Source organism: Candidatus Methanoperedens nitratireducens (assembly GCF_000685155.1).
GTDB classification, from domain to species: Archaea; Halobacteriota; Methanosarcinia; order Methanosarcinales; family Methanoperedenaceae; genus Methanoperedens; species Methanoperedens nitratireducens.
Map to the genome: position 1 here is coordinate 227394 of NZ_JMIY01000002.1, position 19715 is coordinate 247108.

The following is a 19715-nucleotide window of genomic DNA, read 5'->3' on the forward strand; positions in this document are numbered from 1 at the left end:
CCTCTTATCCATCTTACTGCTCTATATCTATAACTAATCTGCCATTTCTCTTTTTAACACTGGTTCCAAACTCAGCAGAGAGCATGGTTATCCTGTCGCTTATCTCCTTATGCACATCTCCCCTGGCCGTATTGACCTGGCACATTGAGATCTCAACAGGTATCATCTCAAGTCTCTTTATCCTTCCCCCGGACAGGATCACAATAAAAAGCAACTGCTGATCGTTTTTCTCCTCAGGTCCAACGTAGTAGTCATCGATGAAATCTCCGGTATCATACATAATGAGCCTCTCCCTGTATACTTCTACACCCTGGAAGATATGTGAACTGTGGCCGTGGAATATATCCACACCCATATCGATCACGGCATGTGCGAACTCCACAAAGCCGGGTGTGGGCCTGAGCCGCATATTTGGTCCCCAGTGGATTGAGAACACAACAATATCCGAAAGTGAGCGGGCCTCATCAATTGCCGCACGTACCTTCCGCATCACTTTGTCTGCAAGCGTGATTTGAATATAGTTTGTCCCGGGTGAGGTCTCAGTCGCAGCAAAGGCAGGCTCGTTATCAGTGAAAGAGACAACGCCCACCCGCATATTCCCGACCTTAAGTACTGCTGGTTCTGATGCCTCGCGCAGGTTGTGCCCCGCCCCTGCATGGGCGATCCCGGCTTCATTCAGCCTGTTGAGCATCTCAAGCATAGCCTCCTCCCCGAAATCAAGGGTATGGTTGTTGGAAAGGGATACGTAGTCTATCCCGGCAACCTTTAGAACATCGATTGCATGTGGATCCGCCCTGAAAAAAAACACCTTGGGGGTCTTGTCCCACGGTGCCCCGTCCTTTGCTATAACACATTCAAGGTTTATCAGCCTAAGATCGGCTTTTTTAAAAAGTTCTAATGTATCTCCCCATACATAGTATGGTCCCATATGTCGTATCATTTCGTTCACGAGCCGTCCCAGCATCACATCCCCTGTGAAGGCAAGAGCTATCTCCCCCTCTCCAGCAGTACTCATAGTAGTAAGATGGATGCAGTTCTTATATATATCTCACCATAGTCAGGAAGATTCTACAATCCATAAGCAATAAACTTTTATCATTTTAAATTAATACCACTATGAGAAGCAGCCCATGAATTTTAATGAGATAAAGAGGGTTAGTTCATGAATCAAACAGAATTGACTGATAGAGATCTTGAGGGATACCTTACAGCACGAAGCTTTGCCAAGTCGCTGGGTAAAGAGATCGTAAATAATATCAAAGTCGGAATGACAGAGAGGGATGTGGAGGATGTCGCCTCTGAGGTCTTCCATACCAACGGTGTGAAGCAGCACTGGCATATGCCCATCATCGGTGTAGGTGAAGGAAGCACCAAGTTGAGAAACATATATGCTCTGGCATCAAGCTATCTGACCAGAGATACGCGTGTACTGCAGGAGAATGATATCATCCTGATAGATATCGCTCCGATGTATAATGATTATCCATCTGATTACACCATAAATCACGTCGTGGGCCATAACCCCGATCTTGAGGCACTGGCTGCCTATGCGCATGATGTCTCGTATCAGATTGTCAATTACGTGGACCAGGATATGGTTGTAGCAGATGTGTTCCACTGGACAGAGGAGCTTATAAAGGCAAACTCTGATTATACGCTGGTATATCCTACGCTGATCTCTATGGGACACCGATTATGCAGGGTACCTGCCTTCTGGCAAAACTTCCCAGAACCAGGGCTTACATATTTACTTCTAAAAGTAAGATGGCCGTTCATAACATCAAGCAATCGAACGCTGATGAGTGGGCTCTGGGTTATCGAACCCTATCTGATGCACAAAGAGCGGGCTGCTAAATTCGAGGCTCTTGTGTTCGTGGGAGAAGAACCTGTGGTTCTGGATTGATTTATCCATAATAATATCGTTTGCGACAGCTATTTAATAATAGACAGCTTAACTTATTCAGGGGGTAAAAGCTTTGATAAGGAAAGGCAAATACAGATTCATAGAGGAAATAATGACTAAAAATATAGTAACAGTCGCATCAACGCTCTCAGTCAGGGAAATCTCAAGAATCATGGCACGGGAAGAGCTAACCGGACTTGCTGTATTCGATCCAGGGCGCGGAATACTTGGAATAGTCACTGAGTGCGATGTGCTGCGCCGCTTCGGGGAGAGGAACTGGGAACTTCTGACAGCAGAGGAGATAATGACCCCGAACGTGGAGGCTGTCAGGCCAGAGACAACCCTTGAGCAGGCAGCGGAAGTGATGCAGAAAAGGAACATACACAGGCTGCTGGTACTGGGAAGAAACTTAAGTGAACCCGAGATGCCGATTGGAATAATCAACGCAAGCGATATTGTCTGGGAGATTGGCAGGGATAGTTATTAAAAATGGTCGTAAAATTCTATAACACGCTATCTGGAGAAAAGGAAGTTTTTGTTCCGCTGAATGATAAATTTGTGGGCATGTATTCCTGCGGTCCCACTGTCTATGATTTTGCCCATATTGGTAATTTTCGCGCATACGTTTTTGCGGATCTGCTCAGGCGTTATCTTGAATTCAGGGGCTACAGGGTCAGGCAGATAATGAATATCACAGATCTTGATGATAAGACGATCCGGGCCTCAGGGGAGCAGGGGGTGAGCCTTCGTGAGTATACTGACAGATATATCAAATTTTTCTTTGAGGATATTGATCTCCTCAGGATCAGGAGGGCTGATCTCTACCCCAGGGTCACAGATCATATAGAAGAGATGGCTGATATGGTCCGGGTACTGCTTGATAAAGGCTATGCTTATCGAAAAAATGGTTCTATTTATTTTAAGGTAGAGCAGTTCAGGGATTATGGGAGACTTGCCAGGCTTGACCTCTCGAAGATAAAGCCAGGCGCTACTGTTGAAGCTGATGAGTATGAGAAGGAGGATGTGCGCGACTTTGCATTATGGAAAGAGAAAAAAGAAGGAGAGCCTTTCTGGGTTGCCAGCATCGGGGAGGGAAGGCCTGGATGGCATATCGAATGCTCTGCTATATCGACTGAATACTTCGGGCCGACCATCGATATCCATACAGGTGGAGTTGATAATATCTTTCCCCATAATCAGAATGAGCTTGCCCAGAGTGAAGCTGCGACCGGGCAAAAATTTGTAAAGTACTGGATGCACTGCGAGCACCTGCTTGTTAATGGTAAGAAGATGTCCAAGAGCCTTGGGAATATTATTGCCCTGAGAGACCTGATTAATAAAGGATATAGGCCTGAGGCTCTCAGATACCTGTTTGTTTCCTCTCACTACAGGTCAAAGCTTAACTTTACCTGGGAGTCTATCCAGCATGCTGCAAACACACTTGATCGATTAAACAAGTTTGTTGAGCGGGTGCGGGATTATGAATCAAATGTCAGAAAGAACGATGAGATCACTATGCTTATCAGCAGGACTGAGGAGAAGTTCGTTGATGAGATGGATAATGACCTCAATACGCCTGGAGCATTTGCAGCCATATTCGAATTAGTCGGTAAGGTTAATCCTGCTCTGGATGAGGGGAATCTCAGCACTGAGGATGCGAAGATGGTTTATGAGCTTATGCTCAGGTTTGATGATGTTTTAGGTATTCTGACCCCAGGAGAGAGGGAAGAGCTTTCACGGGAGATTGAAGCCCTTATCGAGGAGAGGGAGAGGGCAAGGAAGATGAAGAACTTTGCGCTGGCCGATGAGATCAGGAACCGGCTTGGAGAGATGGGTATCATACTTGAGGATACAAGGGAAGGGGTAAGATGGAGGAGAAAATAGCAGTGTATTTTATCCCTTACTGAACCTTTTCTTTACAGAGGCAGCATGGCCATGAGAGCCTTCAGCCTCTGCCAGTCGAATAATGGTATCCCTCAAACTCTCAAGCCCTGGTTCGTTTATTATCTGCACACAGACTCTTGTTATAAAATGATTTACATTCAGGCCTGAGACCATCCTTACATACCCTCCTGTTGGAAGTACGTGGCTGGTGCCTGAGGCATAATCGCCTGCAGCCGCTGGAGCATACTTGCCCACTGATATTGAACCTGCATGCTGTACCTTTTGAAGAACATCCAGAGGATCTGCTACCATTATCTCTAAATGCTCCGGGGCAAGCCTGTCCGATGTAATGATTCCTTCATCAATGCTCTCTGCTATCAGGATAGCAGCATGCTCAAGGGATTTTTCAATGGTATCCTTTCCTGGCAGTGTTTTTACCTGAGCCTCAAGTTCCTCTTTTACCTTATCTGCAAGCTCTGTTGAGGTTGTGATCAGGATAGCTGTAGCCTTCGGATCATGCTCTGCCTGTGCAATCATATCTGCCGCTATCCAGCCTGCTTCTCCTGTCTCATCTGCAAGAACAACTATCTCGGAAGGTCCTGTCGGGAAATCTATCTCTACTATACCTCTGATAAGCATCTTTGCTGCTGTAACGTACACGCTCCCGGGTCCTACTATTTTATCCACAGGCGGTATGGTCTCAGTCCCAAAAGCCATGGCTGCAATTGCATGAGCCCCGCCGACCTTGAATATCCTATCCGCCCCTGCCATATCGGCAGCTACTAACGTGACAGGGTCGATTTTTCCATCCTTATTCGGCGGAGTACAGACCGTCACTTCCACAACCCCGGCTATTTTTGCCGGAATTACAGTCATCAGGGCAGTAGTGGGAAATGCGATAGCTCCACCGGGTACATAGCAGCCTGCACTTGCTATGGGAGTTGTTTTGAATCCCAGTATAAGACCGGGCACAACCTCTGTAAGCGAAAGATCCGACTCAACCTGGATGCCGTGGTAGGCTACTATGTTAGCAGCGGCATTCTCCATCGCCTCAATAAGATCTGGATTCACCACTTCATATGCATTTTCTATCTCTATGTCCTCCACTTCTAGATTAAGTATATCTGCCCCATCAAATTCCTTTGTGAATCTCCGTAAAGCCTCATCGCCCTCTCTCTTGACATCATCTATTATCTTGCTCACATAGTCCATGATTTCAAAGAAATCCATCTCCCTTGGCATGATCTGCTCAATATCATCATCTGTAAGTTCAGAGATCCTTCTATACAGCATACTATAAACACCCCTAACAATAATTATCCCTCAATGATGATAATCTTAATTGGCTCATTCTGGCCAATACTTATTAAACGATCTCATAATCCTGCTTAAGAAGGTACAGTAAAATCTCTCTATCGTTAAAAAGCAGGCGATATACCTGCGGGAATTGTTTATATATCTCTTTTATTCTTGTCTTTTTGCTGAAAAATTCCTCAAAGTCTGCGGGTTTACCTATCATTAATATCTCACTTGACCATGTCTCATGTGACCCTATCTTGTAAGTACATTTATTTGCCCGCACCATATAGCCAGCCGATTCAACGCTGTCCAGATATGCTGCTAACTGATCATCTTTTATCCTTATCTTTGTTCTACCATCAATAAAGGCAATCTCTTTCATTATCGCGGTGCTATCATTCTTTTTCTGTGATCACGTCTACCCGTTGATGAAGCTCAGCCATGTTCTCTGCAAGGTTTTTGAGTATCCCGGCGCATCTATCTACAAAGTTCACTGCCATTGTAATATCAATAACCTGACCGGGACTTTCTGCATCTGCAATGTCTTTTGTCAAATTTGCAATATCTTTCATCAATCGATCTGCCATCTCCACGATTTCCTCTGGTGTATATTCAGCCACTTAACACTCCTCCATTATAACATATAGTTAGATATCCCCTATATACCTTTAATATTTTGATTCAATGTCGACATATTTATTATACTGTAAGGTATTTTGAGGGTAGGAGAATTACAATGAAAGAACAAGTAGAAGTACGGTCATTAAAAGAAGGAAAATACGTCCTTATAGATGATGAGCCGTGTGTAATCAAAAGTATCACTCACTCAAAAACAGGAAAACACGGCTCTGCCAAGGCCAGGATTGATGCTATCGGCATTTTTGACGGAACCAAACGATCAATCGTAGCTCCTGTAACCGATAAGACATACGTCCCTCTGGTAGAGCGCAAATCAGGACAGGTCCTATCAGTTTCAGGTGATGTTGCCCAGGTAATGGATATGGCAGATTATTCCACACTGGAAATAAAGATACCTGATGAGTTCAAAGGTAAAATAGAGGCAGGAAAGGAGATCTCCTATCTGATCTCAATGGGAAAAATGAAAATAGATATGCGTATATAAATGAGCAAGGTTGTTTTTGCTGACGCTAATTCTGATTATAAAAAAGCTCGATATGTGATCTGTGGAGTGCCGTTTGACGGAACATCGAGTTTCAGGCGGGGAAGCAGATATGCGCCTCTTGAGATCAGGAAGAATTCATATAATTTTGAGACATATAGTCATTTATTCGATATCGATCTTACCGATATCGATATCCATGATGCAGGCGATCTGGAAGTAGCGCAGAATATAGATGATACGCTTGATATGATATCTGTGCATGCTGATAATTTTGTCAATGATGGAAAAATCCCGGTGATGCTAGGAGGAGAGCATTCTCTTACTCTTCCATTCATTAAAGCCTGTAAGAAGAAATATCCCGATATCGGATGCGTTATTCTTGATGCGCACCTGGATCTGCGGGAGGAATACGAGGGTGAGCGAAACAGCCATGCATGTATCTCAAGGCGCATTCTTGAGGATCTAACAAAAAAATATGTCTCAATCGGTATAAGGAGTGGAACACGCGAAGAATATGAGTATGCCAGAGAGAATAAAATAAAAATATTCTCATCAGAAGATATATCCTTAACAGGCATTGAGAGTATGATTCACGAGCTTCATGGTTATATTAATGGCCCGGTCTATCTATCCGTCGACATGGATGCCATTGATCCTGCATTTGCTCCTGCCCTCGGCACTCCTGAGCCTTATGGATTAACGCCGCGTGATGTAAGGACTATAATTTCCTGTCTTGCGCCGTATATAGTGGGATTTGATCTGGTTGAGATCACACCCTCTTATGATTCAGGCGGGACTGCACTGTTAGGTGCAAAGCTTGTTCGTGATTTTATAGCTGCGAATGCCAGGGCTACCCTCTAAGAATCTGCTCGATTCTATATCGTGACGAAATGGTCTTTTTTGATTTATAGTAGTTTTTCAGATTGAATAAACTATATATACTTTTATTTTGTTATTAAAACAATCATAGATTTTAATTAGGAGGTAAAAATAAATGACACAACAAATACCACCAATACTACCGCTTGCACCGGTTGAGCGCGTTATTAGAAAGGCAGGAGCTGACAGGGTCAGTGAAGGAGCAGGCATTGAACTTGCTAAAGTCCTTGAGGAATATGGACTTGAGGTATCCCGTGAGGCCATAACCCTGGCAAAACATGCAGGCAGGACTACAGTTAAGGAAGAAGACATAAGGCTTGCTGTTGCCAGGATAAGGAGGGGTAATTAACCCCTCAGGTCATTTCTCAAATTTCAAACCACAACCCTTATATCGCTTTACATGTATTGTAAAGTCAGATCGACTTGAAGAAATGGATTAAATGGATATTCATATCACTTGCTCTCTCAGTGCTTGTCCTGGGTTACTTGTACTCCCAATCAAACGACCCGGGTTCGGGTAAGATTACATTAAAAGAGTTAGAATTCTATACCACCCCTGAGCCCGCATTCGAAGATGCAAAAGCACAGGATAAGCTGATGTTCGTATATATGAGGTCGGAATACTGCTACTGGTGCAATAAATTTGAAGAGGAGGCCTTTACGAATCAGAGCGTTATTGATAAATTAAACGGAAACTTCATACTGGTCTCAATAGATGTTGATACGCAGAGGAAGGAAATCACAAATTTCGGGGTGTACGGTACTCCAACCGGGATCTTTCTTGATCCAAACGGCACAGAAATAAAAAGGATACGCGGATATGTGGAAAATGGGACGTTTCTCAATACAATAAACGAAATCGCAAAATTAAAAGAGGCATAAGAATGAAGCCTGAGAAGAAAGCAAAGAACATAAAAGCAAAGAGTGGAAAAATCTCAAAGAAAGGAAATAACACTCTGATCATAGGAGTGGTGGCTGTAATAGTACTTGCCGGTATAGCATATGCTGTTATTTTTAATGATTCAGCCAGTGATAACGGTAAAGTGCAGAAAACGCTTAAAGAGGTCAGGGCGCAGATTGATGCAGAATACGGCAAAAGAGGAGGATCGGGAACAAATACACCGCCGGTAACAGATGATTATACCCCGATACTTTCACCAAGGGCGGCTGATAAACTTCCGGATTACGTTTATACAAATGCCATGACCCTGAAAGCATACAAATATGCAACCGAACATCCAGAGATACTTGAGCAGATGCCCTGTTACTGCGGATGCGAACAGCATGGCAGCGAAACATCTGATGGCAGGCCCCATCGGTTCCTGAGAGATTGTTTCATTAACGATAGAGGTATGTATGACAGCCATGCATCAACCTGCGATGTCTGCATCGGGATAGCCATAAAATCCCAGAGTTACTTCCCATCAGGAATATCAAAACTGAGTACGAGTACAGCAGGGCAGATTCCATCGACTCAACCGGTTGACCTGTCAACTCTCTCTTTGCCTGATAATTTCAAATCCCTGAGCGATGGCCTAAAACTTATTCCGCCAGGGATTACATGGGTATATTTTGCCAATCTAAAACAGGGAACAGGCATAGAGCAAAAATTCATGCATGATACGAATTTTTACGGGTCGCCTGTTATAGGGATGTTAAATTCAGAATATTCAGACGGATCATGGATAGAACTGCATGATATCGGAAAAACCAGTGCAAACGTGCGGTCAAACGCCGGGGATAATATCGATAATATCCTGTATACAAGACCGTATATATTTGATACTAAAGATAAAACGAACAGTGTACTGGCCCTCTTAAAAGATTCTTCAGCTAATGCAAGTGCATATGATTCCTTTAAATCCGTCCTTGAGAAAGTCGATGATGAGAACGCCGGGTTTGCCAGGATAAGTACTGATGCACCTGCCTTTGCAGATATGAGTTACTTCGGTCTTGTACGAACTGGAGATGATGTAACAGGAGAGATCGCATTCCGTATCAAGGATAATGAATCAGTACCACTGACTAAGTATAATGAACTGAGAGACTCAAGCGCAAGCCGCGGTTTTAAATCATACGAGGTGCAGGAAGAGAACAATACCTTAATTATAAAGATGACCTCCAGTCTGAATAACGTTATCTCAGAAGCAGCCCAGAATTACGAGATAGATATAGATTGAGAGATCTAAGGCACTCTATTAATGTCCTCCAAGTCTGTATTCTCATCGCAGGTACGGCCACAGCAAGAATATACTGAAACTGAAAAACCCGACCTGCTCGATGTATATTTCTTCAGGGACCTGGTCAAGAACAGGTTTTTCAGGCCAGCCACCAACGTGATTTTTTCCGTTGTCCTGTTGATCATCATTTATTTCGGTCTGCTAAGTGAACATGACCTGCGCTTCCAGGGCGGGATACCTTTTGCGACCATAATGATATGGGATATCTGGCATCCTCTTCTTGTTTTTACCGTTATCCTTCTCGGCAGGCTGTGGTGCTTCGCATGCCCCATAGGTGCAGCAGGCGACTGGACGCAGTCTATTTCAAGCTTTGATAAAAAGTACAGGAACCTTCTGGTTATCATCGTTCCAGTCCTCATCATCGGGGCTATTATCTATCTTTCCAGGCTCGATCTGAGTCCCCTGCAGACCGCAGCATCCCGGACTGTGATACTCTTAGTAGCACTTCCTGTTGTAGCGGGGGCAATCTCTGATAAACGAAGAAAATATCCTGAGAAATACCGCAACCTCTGGATTGCGGTCATACTCTTTCTCTTCGTTTTCGCGGCTGAGCGCCATCTCTTCATGTTCACAAGGGACCCGCCCCATACCGCATACCTGCTCATATCTTTCACAGCACTTGCTGTATTAATGGGTGCGGTCTTTGAAAAGCGAAGTTTTTGTCGGTATATCTGTCCAATCGGGCTTGTGATCGGGGTCTTCTCCATGCTCTCAGCGATTGAGCTTCGATGCAAATCAAAGAAGACCTGCCATGACCATCATATAAAAGAATGCGTTATTGGCAACAGAGAAGGGAAGGCCTGTCCTGTGAATGAATTTCCCCAGACAATGGAGCGAAATAATCACTGCATTATGTGCATGGAATGTGCTAAATCCTGTTCAAAGGACAATATCCGCATAAGTCCAAGGCTTCCTGGCGCTGATATAGTAAAATCCAGGAAAACATATCCTGATGAAGCATACCTGGTCCACGGGATAATTATCATCTTCCTCTTTGTCATGGGGATGGAGCGGCTTCAATTCAGGAACGTGATTATAGGTTTTGTCAGGTCGACTGCACCGTTTGATACATTTACATACTATAACTTTTTCGTGAATTACTGGAGAAATATGTGGGCAATTATAATATTTGCGCTTATAACACTGGGCGCTGTTGGTCTTATGTACCTTTCTACCAGGGCAGCTTTCTCTGGTGAAAACACAAAGCAGAAGTTCACAGACCTCTCCTACGCGTTCATCCCATTGAGCCTGTCTGTCTATTTAGCCGAGAATACATTCAGATTGCTTAAAGGATTGTTCTTTATAGCAGAAGCTATAGGGGGGTTCTTCGGGAGAGTATGGGAATTTGCAATAAATTTTGAGACCATAAATCAGCTGCAGATTATCCTGTTAGCCTCAGGTTTTATATTTACTGTATGGACAGGGTATGTAGTCAGCAGAAGGATCTCATACAGTAAAAAAGACCTGCAACAGGGTGTGATCGTTGTGGGCAGTATTGCGACTGTTTATTTGCTGATAGGAATGAGGATATTAACGCTGCCTATAATATGATCCAACATTTAATAAAGTATATAAGTACGGAGTAGATTAAAAATCAGGAGTAGAAAAAACACAAGATAGGTCAGGAATAACTTATGAAAACCAAGAAAATGATGTCAATATTTGTATTTGTTTTAATCATATTTTTTGCATACATCTCTTACAACATCTCTCTCTCGGATTTCAGGCTGAGCGATGGGAACTATAGTTATCTCGGGGATATAAAATGGCATCGTTCTCTTGATAAAGGATTCCAGTTAGCCCAGGAGAAGGATCTGTTTATCTGGGATAATGTTCCGGGGGACGATAGCGACGAAATCATGATGTACCTCAGGGAGGACCTCGATACCAGATGGGTAGATAATGCAAAGATCATCAAAACCGATGAGGATAGAACCATTCGTATCTTTACTGAGGAAAAATCAGCTGAGATTATGATTGATGAGAATAAAGAAAAAGCAAAGCTAAAGATCAGTGATGATAAGATCTATAATCTAAAGGTAGAACAGAAGAACGACAAATATATCATATCCCAGGAAAACAAGCCTATTGCAGTGTATTTTTGGGCGATATGGTGTCAGTACTGTGCAGGGTTCCAGGCAAATACGCTTGGGGATCCCAGGGTAAAGAAGATACTGGAAGAGGATTATGTCCTTGTGGCAATGGATCTTGATATTGACAGGGATACAGCACGTAAATACGGCGTTAGCTACCCTCCTTATGTGCTCTTCCTTGATGGAAATGATAACGTGCTTGAGAGAATACCGGGCGCTGTGGATGCAGATTATTTCCTTCCCATAGTGACAAGGGTAAGAGACCAGGTAAGGAGCAAATAATATGGTAACTTTTGGAAACGCAATACTCTACATCAGTCTACTGGTAAGCGCAGTCGCGCTTGCAGGACTGTTATTGAAAGAACTGAAAAATAGCAGCCTTTTAACAAGGTTCATCTCCCCGATGATATTTTTAACAGCAGGACTTCTGACCGTTGCATATCTGCTTATCACCTACTACTTCGTGGTAGGCGACTTCACCTATGATTATGTATGGCAGTACTCAAGCAGCGATCTGCCTCTGGTTTATAAAATATCAGGTACATGGGCAGGCCAGCCAGGCACATATCTTCTGTGGGTATGGGTGATATTCCTCTCTGCAGCATGGCTTGCGTATACTACCAGGCATTCAACACCGCTTGCAAGGAGGACGCAGATAATAACCGTGGTTATAGGTATATACTTTATAGTACTCACCCTGGTTCAAACACCCTTTAAATTAATATATGAACGGCAGGAGGTTATTGAACTGATCGCCAGCGGTGCTCTGTCTTCTAATTTTGTGCCTTCTGATGGCAGCGGTCTTAACGCTCTGCTTATAAACTTCTGGATGATAGTCCATCCGCCCCTTATGTTCATTGGTTATGCAGCCATGACCATACCCTTTGCAGCAGCCATCGTCTACCTGCTCACAAAAGAGGACGGCTGGGAGGAGTTGAGCAGGCAGTGGTCGCGCTTTACCTGGCTTTTCCTCGGCATGGGAATTGCAGTCGGCGGCGTCTGGGCGTACGTGGTACTTGGCTGGGGCGGGTTCTGGGCATGGGACCCTGTTGAGACAGCCTCATTTATACCGTGGCTTACACTTACAGGCTTTCTCCATGCTGCAGCACTGCACAGGAAGAACAAAAAGACCTTCTCAATAGCTGCACCCGTCCTTGCTGCGGTCTCCTTTATTCTGGTCATATATGCTGCCATAGTTGTCAGAAGCGGTCTATTTAACTCAGTCCATGCCTTTGGTGATGCTTCAACAGGCTCGCTGCTACTTATAGCAGCCCTGATTGTAACACTTGTCTCTATAGCCCTTGCCATGAGGCGGTACTTCGAAGAGCCTGACACAGCAGAAGATCCGGGATTCTGGAATAAGACAAATATCTTCTATATAGCCCTGCTTTTATTCGTTGTGCTGGCTTTCATATCATTCTGGGGTATCACATACCCTGTGTTTATCCAGCTCACACAGGGCCTGAAAGTGAACGTGGCCTCGGATACAAAGAACTTCTTCAATGTATGGAGCTACCCTTTTACAATAATACTGCTCCTTGCACTCGGGTTCGGCTTAAATTATAAAGAATCCGAGAAAGAGAAGCAGAAGCAGACCCTGTTTATTGTAGCAGCGATCTCGGTAATATCCATGCTGCCAAGGACAGAGAATTTCTATGTACTTGATCACAGCAGTCCCTTCTGGATCAATGAGCCGCCTATCTATAAACTGATAGGCAGTATCTCTTTGATCTCCATCTTTCCGCCTCTGATATACGCAGCATCTGCTGTATATCAAAGTCTCGCAGGATACCTTAGCGTCACAAGCCAGAAGGTGAGAGTAAAGGGTATAGGTCTGGCAATGGTGCATATCGCGGTAGTGCTAATAATCTTTGGTGCGGTTATAAGCTCCACTTTAGACCACAAAATAGAGAGGATCAATATACCGCTTGAAGCAACAGGGGAACTAGTGAATGTAGGCGATGGCTACGGTATAAGAGTTGTGGATTTTTCAACCCGAAGCCTGACCGGGGGTACAGATTATTCTGGAACCTCTATTGGCCAGGTGATTGCCAACCCTTCATCGTTTGGAGAAAAGACAGTAAAGATAAGCGGGAAAGTTACTAATCTAAGATCCATGGAAGGACACGGTACCCTTGTAGAACTCACCGATAGCTCAGGCAGTATGTGGGTGATATTCCAGGGGAATATAACGGTACCCGTGAATGCAGAGCTGACTGTATCTGGAGAGCTAATGCCTGGCTTTGAGTTCCCGATAATGAGCGCCACTGATATGGGTGAGTCTGATATAACAGGCAAATATAAGGTACAGAGTGTTGAGCTTGAAATCTACCAGAACAATAAGATGATCGGAAGCGGAATTGCCGAATATCTTGAAGGAAAAGGCGGAAGTGGAACCTTCCCGATGGTTGACCCGTCTATATCTTTATTTGCAGGTGATGTGTACGTCATCTTCCAGGGCATGGGAGGCGGAGTAGTACCCCTGACACTGAAAATAATACCTGCTATCAATTTTGCCTGGATTGGAATCATACTGTCCGCAGCAGGAATAATCCTGATAATGGCGGTGAAAACAAAATCAAAGGCGAGTACAGCAGAATAAGCCTTATAGACCAAAAACGCAATAAGCCATGTACAGAAATCGTAATTTCTGAATTTTGCATGAGCAATTAGATAACATATGAATCTATACATAACTGGTTAGAAGGCAGATGATAGGACACGGATACGCACGGATACGAAATCCGTGAAAATCCGTCTAATCCGTGTTATCCGTGTTCTGTTCTTCAAGTTGTATCTAAGACTTTCGACAAAATACTATATTTCTGATTCATAATCAACAGCTACTGCAGACTCTATCACTGAAGCGATATATTTTGTCACATCAACATGAACAGGATGAGCCTGATATGCCTGTAAATCCTCTAACGAATCAAATTTTGTCACCAGTGCCAGGTCATAAGAACGCTCAGAACGAAGGACGTCAACTCCAACCTCCAGATGGCGAAGCTGTGGGATCTTACCGCTCATGCTCAATAAAACATCCCTGGCTTTTTCGATGTTCCGGGAACTTCGGTCCATCAATTTAAAAAAAACGATGTGTGTGATCAATTTAACCCACCACCATCAGCTCTCTCACAGGCTTGAGTATCTCATTCATATACTCAGAAGCCGCTGTTTTCAAATCCATGGGATGAAGCTTGCGCGCGGCAAAATCAGATTCAAGCGCTTCGTAACTCTCATAGTGCAGGTCTCCTCCGTACTTCTCCGGGCGCTTGACCACTATCCTTGGGTAGCGCGGCATGATGTGGAACCTGAAGAGGCTCAGGACTGGATTATCCTTAACTTCACCTTCAGGGCAGAACGCCCCTCTCATTTTCTTCTTAATATCCTCAGGGCTATCATCCACAGAGATATAATTACCCCTGCTTGAGGACATCTTCTTGCCATCAAGACCGAGAAGGATAGGGGTATGGATGCATACTGGTGCAGTATAGCCAAGCTGGGGCAATCCTTCCCTGGCAAGCATATGTATTTTCCTCTGGTCTATGCCACCAACGGCTACATCAACACCCAGATGCGCGATATCCACTGCCTGCATAAGTGGATATACCATCTGCGATACCTTCGGGTTCTCGGCATCCCTGCTCACCTCGTCCATGCTGCGCCTTGCCCTGTTCAGAGTGGTGATGCGGGCAAGCTTCAGTACATCCAGCATGTATTTCGGGTCCAACTGGTATGATGAGCCCAGGACGAAATCTGTTCTTTTCTCATCAAGACCAAGTGCGATAAAGCATCTCCTGTTATACTCAGCGATCTTCTTTACCTCATCCATGGTTCCTTTCTCATTGAGGTACGCATGTATGTCTGCAAGCAATACGGTTATTCTAAAACCCGCCTGCTGCAGGTCAAGTAGTTTGTTCACAGTCAGCACATGGCCCATGTGTATCTTTCCGCTGGGCTCATATCCTACGTAAGCAGAAGGTCTTTTTGATGATGCTATTAATGCCTCAAGCTCCTCTCCTGTCACTATCTCTTCTGTGTTTCTGGTGATTAATGTTAAATTATCCATGATGAAGACTCCTGTTGCTCAAAACCTGCGATTCTATGCTAAGCATACACTTATATCCTGCGGATTATATACGGATTGCCTTAACACTTAATAACATGGGGTCAATTTAGACATTCAGAAATCAAGATGCTTTACATCATAATACATCCGCAAGACTCAAAAATCGCAGTCTTACCTATTAAAGATAACTCAAGAGAGCCTGCCTTTTATGGGACCCTGATACTCAAGAAAACTCCGAAAGGGGCACGCGTGGGAAAATTCAGGGTAAAGAGAGGAGAAAAAGAAGAATTCAGAGCACCGGATGAGTTCATAGAACTCCTCCGGCTTGCAGACAGGATCCTTATAGCTGAAGGGAATGAGGAATCCGAGGCAGGATTCAAAGAATTGCTAAGCGCATATCAACTGGATTACGGCTATACAAGTACATGCCGCCTGTGTCTTCTGGGCGGCAGATATACCACTGTAGGTAACAACTCTATAAGTTTTCATAATGAACAGGTATGCGAAGAGTGTGCAAAAAAAGAACTGGTACGTGAAGCAAGATCATGCAGGATAGGAAGACATGGACAGGAGAGGCTTATCAAGATATTACTTGGAATAAGGAATCTTGACAGAGTGCTTGCGATGCTCAATCATGAGAAACTGGATTCAGGATTAACAAGGTTTGATACGATAGAGGCAAACAAAGTCGATAGATCAATAAAAGTAAAAGACCTGCATATACATGATGAACTCAAAAAGATACTTCTTCATCAACTCGATGAGCTGATGCCTGTTCAGGCGCTCTCAGTTGATGCAGGGCTGCTTGATGGAAAAAACCAGTTGATCGTCTCGGCTACAGCTACAGGAAAGACGCTTGTGGGGGAGCTGGCAGGTATACAGAACATCCTGAATAAGAGGGGTAAGATGCTCTTCCTTGTCCCGCTGGTTGCGCTTGCAAACCAGAAGTATGAGCAGTTCACAAAGCGCTATTCTTCCATAGCGACAACATCCCTTCGCGTTGGAACAAGCCGCATAATAAAAGGTACAAAAGGTATTCGGACCTCGCTCTCATCTGATATAATCGTGGGCACCTATGAAGGGATCGATTTCGTACTGAGATCTGGTAATGCAGGAACACTTGGAAAGATCGGGACAGTGGTGATAGACGAAGTCCACATGCTTGAGGATAAAGAAAGAGGGCACAGGCTCTCTGGCCTTATCGCGCGCTTGAAATTTATTGCCCCTGATGCACAGTTCATATACCTCTCGGCTACAGTGGGAAAACCCCAGTGGCTTGCGGAAAAGCTGGGGGCAGCACTAATTGAGTTTGAGGAGCGGCCTGTTCCTATCGAGAGACACCTCATCTTCTCACCTGAATATGAGAAGAAGCGGTTGATCGAGCGATTAGCAGCACAGGAATATAATAAGACCTCTTCAAAAGGTTTTCACGGCCAGACCATTGTGTTTACCAACTCACGCCGGAACTGTCATATGCTTGCAGACAGCCTTACCATAAAAGCAATGCCTTACCATGCAGGATTATCCTACAGTGAGAGAAAGAGAGTGGAGGAGCGGTTCGGGGGAGGAAAACTGCCTGTGGTCGTGACAACGGCGGCACTGGCGGCAGGCGTTGATTTTCCTGCGTCACAGGTGGTCTTTGAATCCCTTGCCATGGGTATAGAGTGGCTCACCATACGTGAGTTCCAGCAGATGCTGGGACGCGCAGGGCGACCGGATTACCATGACCGTGGAGTCGTGGTGCTGCTGGCAGACCCTGAGAAGAGGTTCGGGAAAGGGGATACAGAGGATGAGATCGCTTTTCGGCTGCTGCGGGGTGGGCTTGAGCATTTTGGCGTAGAATACGGAGAGGATGAGATGCTTGAAGAGACACTATCCAATACCGTGGTTGCTCGCAGGCTTTCAGATATAAAGAAAATAGATGAGCTGCTGCTCGGTGAGGGAGACCTTGGCTATCTGCTGGATAAACTTAGAGAATACGGATTTATTGAAAAGACAAATGCGGGATTTTATCCTACAAAACTCGGACGCATAGTGGCATCACATTTTTTAAACGTGGAGCAGACCTCCCTGATAAAGAGCGCGGTACTCAAAGGGCGCAATGCACTGGATATAATCACGGAGCTTGAAACCCTGGATGCTGTGTATTTCAGATATGCTTCACGATTGTCAGATGCTCTCGGGACTGATATTCCAACAAGGGTTTTTGGTGCAGGGCTTGATATCGTCTACTCGGCTGATGGGATCTCAAAGCTAAAAGAGAACCTGCGCCGCACAGCGCTTGATTTTGCGAAGGAGTTCATGGCATGTAAGTGCAAGGACTCACCGTACTGCGGCTGTGCACAGAAGAAGTTCTCGGCAAGGGTTATTGAACTGTGCGCTGAGGGACTATCGCCTGATGGTATCATAGCAGAGATCACAGGGCAGTACGGGGTTTACGCCTACGCGGGTGATATGCTCAATTACCTGGATCAGGCTGCAAGGAACCTTGAGGCTGTTGAATTGATTGCCGCAATCTATGGAAAGAATGAGTTGAGCATGAGGGCAAGGGAATTGAGAGAGAAGATGGAAGGGTGTTAACACAAAAATAAAATGCTTATAAACCATAGGATGTACGTGCCAAAGATAGGAATTACCGCCCTCGTATCACCTGAGTTGATATTCGCCTGCAGGGGTGAACCATTTGATGTCAACAACATTATCCCGGCCTCCAGGATATACCCTGCAAACAAGCTGTGCGCATGGACTGCTATCTGGAAGGAAATGCTGCTTAAAAGGGAGATAGCAATCGATTCCCTTGTTGTTGTAGCAGGAGGCGACTGCCATAATGCTCTTGTTGATGGCCAGAAAGCAGCAATGAGCGGAATCCCGACCCACTTTTTCTTTTATCCTTTTGATGGAGATCCTGAATACCTTGAACTTCAGTTATACAGGCTGTCTGATTTTCTTGGAGGCATTGAGTCTTTTGAAAAATTCAAAGAGATTAAAAGACTTAAAGAACTGGGGCAGATGATCGATAAGAGAAGATGCCAAGGGAAGATCTCATCAGGAGAAGCTTTTCGTATCCTGATCTCTTTTAGCGATCTTCTGGGTGATCTAAATAGATTTAAAAGAGCCATTGAATCCATCAGAGAGAGCAATATAGAGATAAAAAACAGGGTGGCATTAATCGGAGTGCCTCCTATCTATTATGATTTCCATGAAACAGCAGAATCACTCGGTCTGCAGATAGTATTTGATGAACTCCCGTATGAATTTATAAGGCACGGAGGAACTGATATTAGAGAGATCGCCAGGGATTACTGCGATTATACTTTTGCCAGGCCACTTGATTTCAGGATAGATTTCCTTAGAAAAGAACTTGAGAGAAGGGATGTAGACGGAGTGATACACTATACTCAATTTGCATGCCACCACATGCTTGAGGATGAGGTTCTAAGAGCAGAACTGGATTACCCCATACTCACCATTCAGGGAGACCTGCCAGGCAACACTCCGCAGCAGATAAAACTGCGGCTTGAGGCCTTCAGGGAGATGCTTGAGAGGTTGCGGTGAACTATCCTGTGAAAGAGCGATGCTCTGGTGTTAGAGTTTGATAAGAACTTGATAGGCGGTATTAGGTATTTTAGTTCTTTATGATAGATGCCTGCCCTGAATGTTTAATGAGTTCTATTGCTCTATCTAAATGAGATGTGCCAATCTCATCCTGGGATAAAGTAAGGATTACAGTCCAGACCTTATCATGAAGCATTACCTGATAGCCTTGATAAATTCCTTGCATATTGTTAGTCTATATACGAACTATTACATATATACTTCGGTGCCTATCCGAAAAATATCAGACTGACCTATCATCATAATTATTATAATCAATAGTTATTTATATCTTAATTAATCTTTAGATCATTGTGGTTTTAGGTATGGATCATAGGCCCTTCACTTCGTATATAGTCATAGCATTAATTCTTGTATCGACATTCAGCCCTGCAGCAACAGCCTCAATTGTTTATGGCCCTGTTAAGTTTGAGCGGACCAATGGCGCACCTGCCACAGTCCAGGATAATTTCTCACTTAGCAGAATAAACGGTAACTATACCTTATACATCCAGAATGGCGATGAAGAAAACAATCAAAGCAGCAGTTCTTTAATCAGGCTCAACGGAGAAACAGTAGTCAGGACAAACGAGTTCAATCAAAACATCCGCCTGATAGAAAAGAACAT

General features: G+C 44.3%; 21 protein-coding genes. 14 read left to right on the forward strand and 7 right to left on the reverse strand.

The window, feature by feature from the left end:
- Positions 1–13: 13 nt before the first annotated feature.
- Positions 14–1015, reverse strand: a complete 1002-nt coding sequence (locus tag ANME2D_RS05030) for a CapA family protein (protein WP_048089507.1) — start codon at positions 1013–1015, stop codon at positions 14–16.
- A 147-nt stretch (positions 1016–1162) separates the two neighbouring features.
- Here ANME2D_RS05030 and ANME2D_RS05035 point away from each other — a divergent pair, with 147 nt between their 5' ends.
- The 3 genes from ANME2D_RS05035 to cysS all read left to right on the forward strand — a co-directional run bounded on the left by ANME2D_RS05035 (position 1163) and on the right by cysS (position 3787).
- Positions 1163–1903, forward strand: coding sequence for a M24 family metallopeptidase (locus ANME2D_RS05035; RefSeq protein WP_048089509.1), 741 nt, complete (start codon positions 1163–1165; stop codon positions 1901–1903).
- A 112-nt stretch (positions 1904–2015) separates the two neighbouring features.
- Positions 2016–2390, forward strand: a complete 375-nt coding sequence (locus tag ANME2D_RS05040) for a CBS domain-containing protein (RefSeq protein ID WP_157833969.1) — start codon at positions 2016–2018, stop codon at positions 2388–2390.
- A gap of 2 nt (positions 2391–2392) precedes the next feature.
- Complete coding sequence (cysS, locus tag ANME2D_RS05045) at positions 2393–3787, forward strand: cysteine--tRNA ligase (RefSeq protein ID WP_048089513.1); 1395 nt, start codon at positions 2393–2395, stop codon at positions 3785–3787.
- A gap of 9 nt (positions 3788–3796) precedes the next feature.
- Here the strand turns inward: cysS and hisD are convergent, their stop codons facing one another.
- From hisD to ANME2D_RS05060, 3 genes are all read right to left on the reverse strand, one after another.
- On the reverse strand, positions 3797–5080 hold the full coding sequence (hisD, locus tag ANME2D_RS05050) for a histidinol dehydrogenase (RefSeq protein ID WP_048089515.1): 1284 nt from the start codon (positions 5078–5080) through the stop codon (positions 3797–3799).
- 73 nt (positions 5081–5153) lie between these two features.
- Positions 5154–5468, reverse strand: a complete 315-nt coding sequence (locus tag ANME2D_RS05055) for a hypothetical protein (protein ID WP_048089517.1) — start codon at positions 5466–5468, stop codon at positions 5154–5156.
- 13 nt (positions 5469–5481) lie between these two features.
- Positions 5482–5706: a hypothetical protein gene (locus ANME2D_RS05060; protein WP_048089519.1), complete on the reverse strand. Its 225-nt coding sequence runs from the start codon at positions 5704–5706 to the stop codon at positions 5482–5484.
- A gap of 116 nt (positions 5707–5822) precedes the next feature.
- On the opposite strand from ANME2D_RS05060, the gene ANME2D_RS05065 reads away from it, so the two are divergent.
- From ANME2D_RS05065 to ccsA, 8 genes are all read left to right on the forward strand, one after another.
- Complete coding sequence (locus ANME2D_RS05065; RefSeq protein ID WP_048089521.1) at positions 5823–6209, forward strand: translation initiation factor IF-5A; 387 nt, start codon at positions 5823–5825, stop codon at positions 6207–6209.
- On the forward strand, positions 6210–7070 hold the full coding sequence (speB, locus tag ANME2D_RS05070; protein ID WP_048089523.1) for an agmatinase: 861 nt from the start codon (positions 6210–6212) through the stop codon (positions 7068–7070). It abuts the gene before it with no gap.
- Between the two features lie 133 nt (positions 7071–7203).
- A complete protein-coding gene (locus ANME2D_RS05075; protein WP_048089525.1) occupies positions 7204–7437 on the forward strand; it encodes a histone family protein in 234 nt (77 codons plus the stop codon).
- Between the two features lie 74 nt (positions 7438–7511).
- Positions 7512–7970: a thioredoxin family protein gene (locus ANME2D_RS16735; protein WP_052368578.1), complete on the forward strand. Its 459-nt coding sequence runs from the start codon at positions 7512–7514 to the stop codon at positions 7968–7970.
- A gap of 2 nt (positions 7971–7972) precedes the next feature.
- Positions 7973–9268 carry a PCYCGC motif-containing (lipo)protein gene (locus ANME2D_RS05085; protein ID WP_048089527.1) on the forward strand — a complete coding sequence of 432 codons (1296 nt, stop codon included), beginning with the start codon at positions 7973–7975 and terminating at the stop codon, positions 9266–9268.
- A 21-nt stretch (positions 9269–9289) separates the two neighbouring features.
- On the forward strand, positions 9290–10879 hold the full coding sequence (locus tag ANME2D_RS05090; RefSeq protein WP_048089529.1) for a 4Fe-4S binding protein: 1590 nt from the start codon (positions 9290–9292) through the stop codon (positions 10877–10879).
- Between the two features lie 83 nt (positions 10880–10962).
- Positions 10963–11703 (forward strand): thioredoxin family protein, encoded by a 741-nt coding sequence (locus ANME2D_RS16740; protein ID WP_052368579.1) that lies wholly within the window; start codon positions 10963–10965, stop codon positions 11701–11703.
- A 1-nt stretch (position 11704) separates the two neighbouring features.
- Positions 11705–14023 carry a cytochrome c biogenesis protein CcsA gene (gene ccsA / locus ANME2D_RS05100; RefSeq protein ID WP_048089531.1) on the forward strand — a complete coding sequence of 773 codons (2319 nt, stop codon included), beginning with the start codon at positions 11705–11707 and terminating at the stop codon, positions 14021–14023.
- Positions 14024–14238: 215 nt separating this feature from the next.
- Here the strand turns inward: ccsA and ANME2D_RS05105 are convergent, their stop codons facing one another.
- Together ANME2D_RS05105 and ANME2D_RS05110 are read right to left on the reverse strand one after the other, a co-directional pair.
- Positions 14239–14532 carry a Dabb family protein gene (locus tag ANME2D_RS05105; RefSeq protein ID WP_048089532.1) on the reverse strand — a complete coding sequence of 98 codons (294 nt, stop codon included), beginning with the start codon at positions 14530–14532 and terminating at the stop codon, positions 14239–14241.
- Position 14533: 1 nt separating this feature from the next.
- Positions 14534–15493: a tyrosine--tRNA ligase gene (locus ANME2D_RS05110; RefSeq protein ID WP_048089533.1), complete on the reverse strand. Its 960-nt coding sequence runs from the start codon at positions 15491–15493 to the stop codon at positions 14534–14536.
- 126 nt (positions 15494–15619) lie between these two features.
- Between ANME2D_RS05110 and ANME2D_RS05115 the strand changes: the two genes are divergently transcribed.
- Together ANME2D_RS05115 and ANME2D_RS05120 are read left to right on the forward strand one after the other, a co-directional pair.
- Positions 15620–18073, forward strand: coding sequence for a DUF5814 domain-containing protein (locus ANME2D_RS05115; RefSeq protein WP_048089535.1), 2454 nt, complete (start codon positions 15620–15622; stop codon positions 18071–18073).
- Between the two features lie 12 nt (positions 18074–18085).
- Positions 18086–19048: a 2-hydroxyacyl-CoA dehydratase family protein gene (locus ANME2D_RS05120; RefSeq protein WP_048089536.1), complete on the forward strand. Its 963-nt coding sequence runs from the start codon at positions 18086–18088 to the stop codon at positions 19046–19048.
- Between the two features lie 70 nt (positions 19049–19118).
- On the opposite strand, the gene ANME2D_RS17875 is transcribed toward ANME2D_RS05120, so the two are convergent.
- Positions 19119–19274, reverse strand: a complete 156-nt coding sequence (locus ANME2D_RS17875) for a hypothetical protein (RefSeq protein ID WP_157833970.1) — start codon at positions 19272–19274, stop codon at positions 19119–19121.
- 139 nt (positions 19275–19413) lie between these two features.
- Here ANME2D_RS17875 and ANME2D_RS18385 point away from each other — a divergent pair.
- Positions 19414–19715: hypothetical protein (locus ANME2D_RS18385; RefSeq protein WP_048089538.1), on the forward strand; the 302-nt coding region annotated here is incomplete at its 3' end.